The sequence below is a fragment of the Schinkia azotoformans LMG 9581 genome, assembly GCF_000307855.1.
GTDB lineage: Bacteria > Bacillota > Bacilli > Bacillales > Bacillaceae_J > Schinkia > Schinkia azotoformans.
In genome coordinates this window covers 70,860-77,745 of the sequence record NZ_AJLR01000149.1, presented here as the reverse complement: position 1 = coordinate 77,745, position 6,886 = coordinate 70,860, and the positions used below count along the sequence as shown (strand labels likewise).

The window sequence follows — 6,886 nt, the reverse complement described above, 5'->3', positions numbered from 1 at the left end:
ATTGACTGGCGTTCTGAAATAGCTGTTATTTTTAAAAAATTATAAAGTTCTCCAAGGGATAAGTCTGTCTAATTTTGGATAATCAACACTCGTGGGATTTGATACTGAATTATTGGAAGAGGAATTTGGTCCAAGTTCAGATATCGAAAAATTAAAGGGTCCTGTATTTATAAAAAATCCAAAGAATGTTTCTGCAAGTACTCCAGCGGTAGATAGATGCATTGAGAACGAACTTATTGGAGAATATGGTGATATAGTCACAGGAGCTTTTGTGGGAATTTTCTTTGATTACCTTTGGGAAGGTAATTATACATTGGCAGCAAAGTATCTTATTAAAATTGGTGTAAAGGGTAGTGTATTAGGTATTGCTGTAGAATTAACTTCAATTGCCGGAAAGTGTGTATGGCAAGAAGAGGGTTGGTAAAAAAGTAACTCCGTTCTGAGAACGGAGTTACTTTTTTTTATTCGCTTTTATATTTGTTGATAACCACAAAAAGAAAATCAATAGTGCACTATATATAAAGGAATCTAATAAATTTTCACTTAATTTAAAAGAATTATATCTAATATAATCCGAGATAATATAAATTGTAAATATGATAATCAAACAAAGAATACCCATACGAAAAAATTTCATAAAATAATCCCCTTTAAGTTATTTTCCTTTCATTTGCGTGTTATGATATAACCACATTTTACCATATATATCCATAAACGAATACAAATAATAATGAAAAAAGTAATAAGGCTAACGGTTAGCTTTAGTTTAACAAACCACATAAAGAACGTCATTTCCGGTGTATAAAGGAAATAGCGTTTCTTAGTTAAATTTTGAAGTCTTTGCGATTACCGTAGTGAACAATATCCCTCTACTGTACAACATCAAAGAATTTTCACCTTCAACTATAATTCCCCTTTAAGGTGCTTGCTTAAGAAAATTGAGCAGGTGACTTTGAAGGATTTTTTGTTTTATCTTAAGAAAACCCCACCCAATCTTAAGAAATTCTTAAGGTTTATCCTTCTTTAATGTTAAGATTTAGCGGCTACAATGGAAATAGTTTTAGAAAAACACGACTTCCACCCGTAATGGTGGAAGTTGATGTCTTTTCTTATACTATCATCATATTGATATATGACTTCTGATAGTACAAGAAGCGGTCATGGGGCTCAAGTCCCAAGCGGATTTTCTTCCGATAAACTTGTATAATTTGGAAAGGAGTGTGAGAAAAATGAGCAACTATAATGTACTTGTTGTTGATGATGAAAAAGAAATCAGAGACGCGATTGAGATATATTTAAAAAATGAAGGAATCACGGTGATAAAAGCAAAGGATGGCATCGAAGCGATTGAAAAGTTAAATGAGCATACCGTTCATCTTATTGTTTTAGATATCATGATGCCGAGGCTTGATGGGATTTCCACGACATTCAAAATTCGGGAGCAAAAAAACATCCCGATTATCATGCTGAGTGCCAAAAGCGAGGACACGGATAAAATCTTGGGCCTTCAGGTTGGCGCCGATGACTATGTGACAAAGCCGTTTAATCCGCTTGAGCTGATTGCCCGAGTGAAATCCCAACTGCGGCGGTATGTAACGCTTGGAACCTATGAAGGTGGCACAGCTGACAAAGTCATCGACATCCGTGGTTTAACCCTCGACCAAGCAGCGAGGGAAGTGGCAATCAACGGTGAGCCTGTCAAGCTGACGCCAATTGAATATAAAATCGTAGAGCTATTGATGATCAATGCCGGGCGTGTTTTTTCCATCCATGAAATCTATGAACGAGTTTGGAACGAGCCTGGCTATAATGCGGAAAATACGGTGGCCGTACATATTCGAAAAATCCGTGAAAAGATTGAAATTGATCCGAAAAATCCAAGATATTTAAAGGTGGTGTGGGGAATTGGCTACAAAATGGAAAAATAAAATCGCTGTCATAGTGTGGATTCTGCTGTTATCGTATGGCATAAACGGTCTTTTAGTTGGGTTCACAAAAGCAGATTATTACTTTAATCAAAATTATTTTCAAACTGATGATTTTGATCATACTTTAAATGAATTTATCGACCGTTTAGTGATGTTTGAAATTGGCGGGATAACAAGTGAAGAAGCTAAAAAGAAAATTACTGTTACAAAAGAAGAAATTGAAGAGCATCGCTATCGTTACGGCAATTTAAATGAGCAGATTACGAATATAAAAGGGCAATACGAAGAAAAAATTCAAGATGCTGTAACAGCCAATAACGAAGAGGTGGTCAACTTTTTGAAGGCTGAGCGGGACCAAAAGATCGCTGACATTACAGCCAACTTTACGAGCGATGACCATGTCCGCCAAAAAATTATGAAAGAAAAAGAGGCGGAAGTTGACCAATATTTTATCGATCGGGAAAACCTTCGCCCGCAGTTTATAACATATAAAAATTCATTTAAATATTATTTAAAAAACAATGAAACGGGTAAAGTTTACACAAATCTAAATCTAAATGATGGTCCTGTCTCTCAATTAATGAATAACAAAAATATGGCATTCATTAAGAATTATACGGATCTGTCGATTGAGGGACGCTATTATAGTTTTGACTATAAAGAGCAAGTAGAACAACTCTTTAACAATAATAAAGCAACATTCGAAGGGCAAATAGCTGTTCCAAAAACGTCATCACAAACAAATACTGTACTAAATGAATTCTATGATTTTAAAAAGAACCAAGCTACTTACTATATTTATTGTTTAGGTGCAATTGTAGCGCTGATCCTAAGTATATTTTTATATAAAAATACGGCTGTTGTTCGTTCACTATCATTTGAAAAAATAGAACGATACTATAATAAGGTTCCGGTTGATGTAAAAGTTATCATGTTTGGAGTTTCTTTCATAGTCACATGGGTCTTCCTTGTGCAGGGGTATTTCCTTGGCTACTGGAGCACTTTCTACCAACTGGTCGAAGGGATTCTTTATAACCTATTTTGGTGTGCACTATTTCTAGCTTTAACACTTGTTCAAGGGAAACTGCTTTTTGATAGATATAAAGACAGTTCTCTTTTAAAAAGTGATTGGCAAGGGGCTTTACTGATTAGAATAAAAGAAGCAATAAAGAATGCATTTTTAAATAGAAGTGTAGGAACTAAAGTTATCGTTAATTTGGCATTGGTGTTTGCGTTTGGACTTGGAGCAGCAGTTGTAATTATAGAGCCGAAATTTATAATCATATATATTCCAGCCATGTTGCTGGTAGGAGTGCCTTTACTAATTTTAACTTTCAAACGCATCGGTTATTTTAACCAAATTATAAAAAATACGAGTGAGCTAGCTTCCGGAAATTTCGAACCGGACCTGCCGATTGTCGGGAAATCAGTGCTTGCAAAACTAGCAGGAAATATTAATACGCTAAAGTATGGGGTCAAAGCCTCCCAGAAAGAACAGGCCAAGAGTGAACGCTTAAAAACAGAGTTAATCACTAACGTTAGTCATGATCTCAGGACGCCATTAACATCAATCATTACGTATACGGAGTTATTAAAAACACCGGAGCTTGGTGCGGATGAGCGAGATTCCTATCTCGAAATAATTGATCGAAAGTCAAAACGTTTGAAGGTTTTAATAGATGATTTATTTGAAGCCTCGAAAATGGCCAGCGGCAATATTGAGCTTATAAAAGAAAAAGTAGATTTGGCTCAATTATTGGAGCAAGCTCTTGCGGAGTATAATGAAAAAATAAGTGAATCAACCTTGCAGTTTAGGGTGACAAACCCTGAAAAGCCGATTTATGCTGTTGTCGATGGACAAAAGATGTGGCGTGTGTTTGATAATATCATTGGCAACATCCTTAAATATTCACTCGAGAATACGAGAGTCTATATTTCTATGAACCAGAATCAGGTTGGAGATAAGGTTGAGATCTCGTTTAAAAATATCGCCAAATATGAGCTTGGCGGGGATATCAATGAATTGTTTGAACGCTTTAAACGAGGCGATGCCTCAAGGCAAACAGAAGGCTCCGGACTAGGCCTTGCCATTGCGAAGTCGATTGTTGACCTTCATGACGGTGAAATGGAAATTGATGTTGATGGTGATTTATTTAAAGTAACGATTTTATTGAATCTTATATAACTTCTTACCCCCTTTAAGGAGACCTGCTTGGTTTTCTTAAAGGTTTTTTTGCGTTTGTCTCTTGTTAAATTCTCATTCCTTGAATAAACTAATATAATTCAAAGAAAAATATGTAAAATATAAACTGAAAGTTGAGAGATATAGTGTGGATTCAAAATCAACCGAATTGACGAAACGAGAGGAAATAAACGAAGTTGTGGAATGCTGTTTGTTGGCGGGGAAATTAATGCTGCAAGGTGGGGCGGAGACGTACCGTGTCGAGGATACGATGATGCGGATTGCAGCCACCTATGGCTTTGAAAATTCTCATAGCTATGTCACACCAACGGGCATTATATTTGCTGTCGATCAAATGGAGGCAACAAGAATTATTAGGATCACGGAAAGGTCGACTGACCTTCAAAAGGTAACGCTCGTTAATAGTGTTTCGCGAGGCATTGCTAGTAGAGAAATAACAATTCAAGAAGCCCATGAGCAGCTACATAAAATTGAGTCGACAACACATGCCTATCCGATTTTCACCCAAATTGCTGCAGCAGCGATCGCAAGTGGCTGTTTTTTAATTATGTTTAAAGGCGGTTGGCACGACTTTTTCCCGGCCCTCGTCACCGGGGGCTTAGGGTTTATCTTTTTCCTATATGTAAGTCGTTTCGTAAATATTAAATTTTTATCGGAATTTTTATCATCATTTGTGATTGGTTTATTGGCAGTGCTTTTTGTAAAAACAGGAATGGGACAGGAACTCGACAAAATCATCATCGGCTCCGTCATGCCGCTCGTACCTGGGCTCTTAATTACAAACGCGGTCAGGGATTTAATGGCTGGACATCTAGTATCCGGTCTTTCAAAAGGGGCGGAAGCCTTTTTAACTGCCTTTGCCATCGGAGCCGGAGTTGCCGTCGTTATCACATTCTATTAGAAAGGATTCAATTTATGTTTATAGTAGAGCATCTTATTACTAGCTTTATTGCTTCGGCGGCTTTTGGGATTATCTTCAACGTTCCGAAAAAGGCGCTTCTAAAGTGTGGCTTCGTCGGGATGGTAGGCTGGTTCATCTATATAGCGCTTGTGAGTTATTTTAGTATAGATATGATACTGGCAACGTTAGTAGCAGCCTTTTTTATTGCGATCATTAGCCAAATCTTTGCGAAGTTTTATAAAACGCCGATGATCGTTTTTAATGTTTCTGGCATTATACCACTGGTTCCCGGAGGAATGGCTTATGACGCGATGCGGCATATTGTTGAAAATGATTACAATATGGCTGTTCAATTAGCTACTAAGGCATTTATGCTATCAGGATCGATTGCGATCGGCCTTGTTTTTTCTGAGGTTATCAATCAAATGATTAAGAGGTCTAAAATATAGAAGAAGCAAAAGAACCGTCCTCTGCTTCGATCTCGCTTTCTCGCGATACAGTGGGAAAGCGATTTTTTTTATTGAATTTAGGTTTATTTTCCTATCTCGCGTAATATATTCTAAATAGTTTTAACAATATTATTCTAAGACGAATAAGGGGGTTAAAAAATGTTAAGGAAAACGCTTTCAGTTCTTGCGACAGCAACATTAGCGATCGGGTTACTAGCGGGTTGTTCATCATCGGGTGGAAATGACCAAGCTGGTGGCAAGTCTACAGAACCTTCAGCTGATGGTGGAAAAGTGGGCAGTGCTCAAGTTATTAAAATTGCAACACAAAGTCCATTGTCCGGCGGTAGTGCCACGATTGGTGAATCTATTAAACTTGGTGCCCAACTTGCTTTAGAAGAAAATGCTGCAAAATTTAAAGAGCTAGGTTTTGAACTGCAATTAATCCCGTTTGATGACCAAGCTGATCCGAAAAAGGGAGTTGCCAATGCACAGTTAATTGGCTCTGATACGGCAATTCTTGGGGTTGTTGGACACTACAATTCTGGTGTAGCCATTCCTTCTTCAGAAATTTATGAGAAATATAGTTTGCCGATGGTTTCGCCGGCCAATACAGCCACGGACGTCACGGACCGTAAATTAAAAACGGTAAACCGCATTGTGGCACGTGACGATTTCCAAGGTCCTGCAGGTGCAGAATTTGCTGTGAAAACCTTAGGTGCTAAGAAGATTTTCATTATTCAAGATAAAACGGCATACGGTACTGGTCTTGCTGAAGCCTTTAAAGGTGCGGCAGAAGAGCTTGGTGCCGAGATCCTCGGTTTTGAAGGTATCACAATCGGTGAAAAGGACTTCAATGGTGTAATGAATCAGGTTGTCGCTCAAAAACCGGACATGATTTATTTTGGCGGGATGTATACGGAGGGCGGCCTAATTATAAAGCAGGCTCGTGAAAAGGGCTTTACAGGCCCAGTTATGGGTGGAGATGGAATGGACTCTTCGACTCTAGTGGAAATTGCCGGTAACAGCGTGCTGAACACTTATATAACATCTGCTGCTGGTGTGACGACAGCTACAGATGCAGGGAAACAGTTTGCTGAAAAATATAAAGCTAAATTTGGCAAAGACATTGAAGGATATTCTGCGTATGGATACGATTCGATGGGCGTACTTCTTCAAGGAATTGAAGAATCCATTAAGGCCAATAATAATGCATTGCCAACCCGCGAACAAGTAGCGGAAGCCGTCCGTAACGGAAAAGAGTTTGAGGGTGTTGTTACAAAAGTAAGCTTCGATGAAATCGGGGACAATGATTATGCGAAAATTTTCATCTATAAGTTTGAGGAGCCTGCCTATCCTGCTGCTCAAGTGGATGAGGTTAGCAAGTAACCTGCTTCCAAGTCAACAC

The 6,886-nt window shown here is 38.2% G+C and carries 6 protein-coding genes; all 6 read left to right on the top strand.

The features are described from left to right. Nucleotides 1–91 precede the first annotated feature (91 nt). The 6 genes from BAZO_RS19355 (at nt 92) to BAZO_RS19325 (ending at nt 6,867) form a co-directional block, all read left to right on the top strand. Nucleotides 92–424 (top strand): hypothetical protein, encoded by a 333-nt coding sequence (locus BAZO_RS19355; RefSeq protein ID WP_003333165.1) that lies wholly within the window; start codon nt 92–94, stop codon nt 422–424. An 805-nt stretch (nt 425–1,229) separates the two neighbouring features. After that, a complete protein-coding gene (locus BAZO_RS19345; protein ID WP_003333163.1) occupies nt 1,230–1,928 on the top strand; it encodes a response regulator transcription factor in 699 nt (232 codons plus the stop codon). Next, nucleotides 1,906–4,113 (top strand): sensor histidine kinase, encoded by a 2,208-nt coding sequence (locus BAZO_RS19340; RefSeq protein WP_003333162.1) that lies wholly within the window; start codon nt 1,906–1,908, stop codon nt 4,111–4,113. Before BAZO_RS19345 ends, BAZO_RS19340 begins: the two co-directional genes overlap by 23 nt. 145 nt (nt 4,114–4,258) lie before the next feature. Beyond that, entirely contained in the window at nt 4,259–5,032 is a 774-nt protein-coding gene (locus BAZO_RS19335; protein WP_003333160.1) for a threonine/serine exporter family protein, read from the top strand. A 14-nt stretch (nt 5,033–5,046) separates the two neighbouring features. Beyond that, complete coding sequence (locus tag BAZO_RS19330) at nt 5,047–5,481, top strand: threonine/serine exporter family protein (RefSeq protein ID WP_003333159.1); 435 nt, start codon at nt 5,047–5,049, stop codon at nt 5,479–5,481. A gap of 159 nt (nt 5,482–5,640) precedes the next feature. Further along, nucleotides 5,641–6,867, top strand: a complete 1,227-nt coding sequence (locus BAZO_RS19325; protein WP_003333158.1) for a branched-chain amino acid ABC transporter substrate-binding protein — start codon at nt 5,641–5,643, stop codon at nt 6,865–6,867. Nucleotides 6,868–6,886 lie beyond the last annotated feature (19 nt).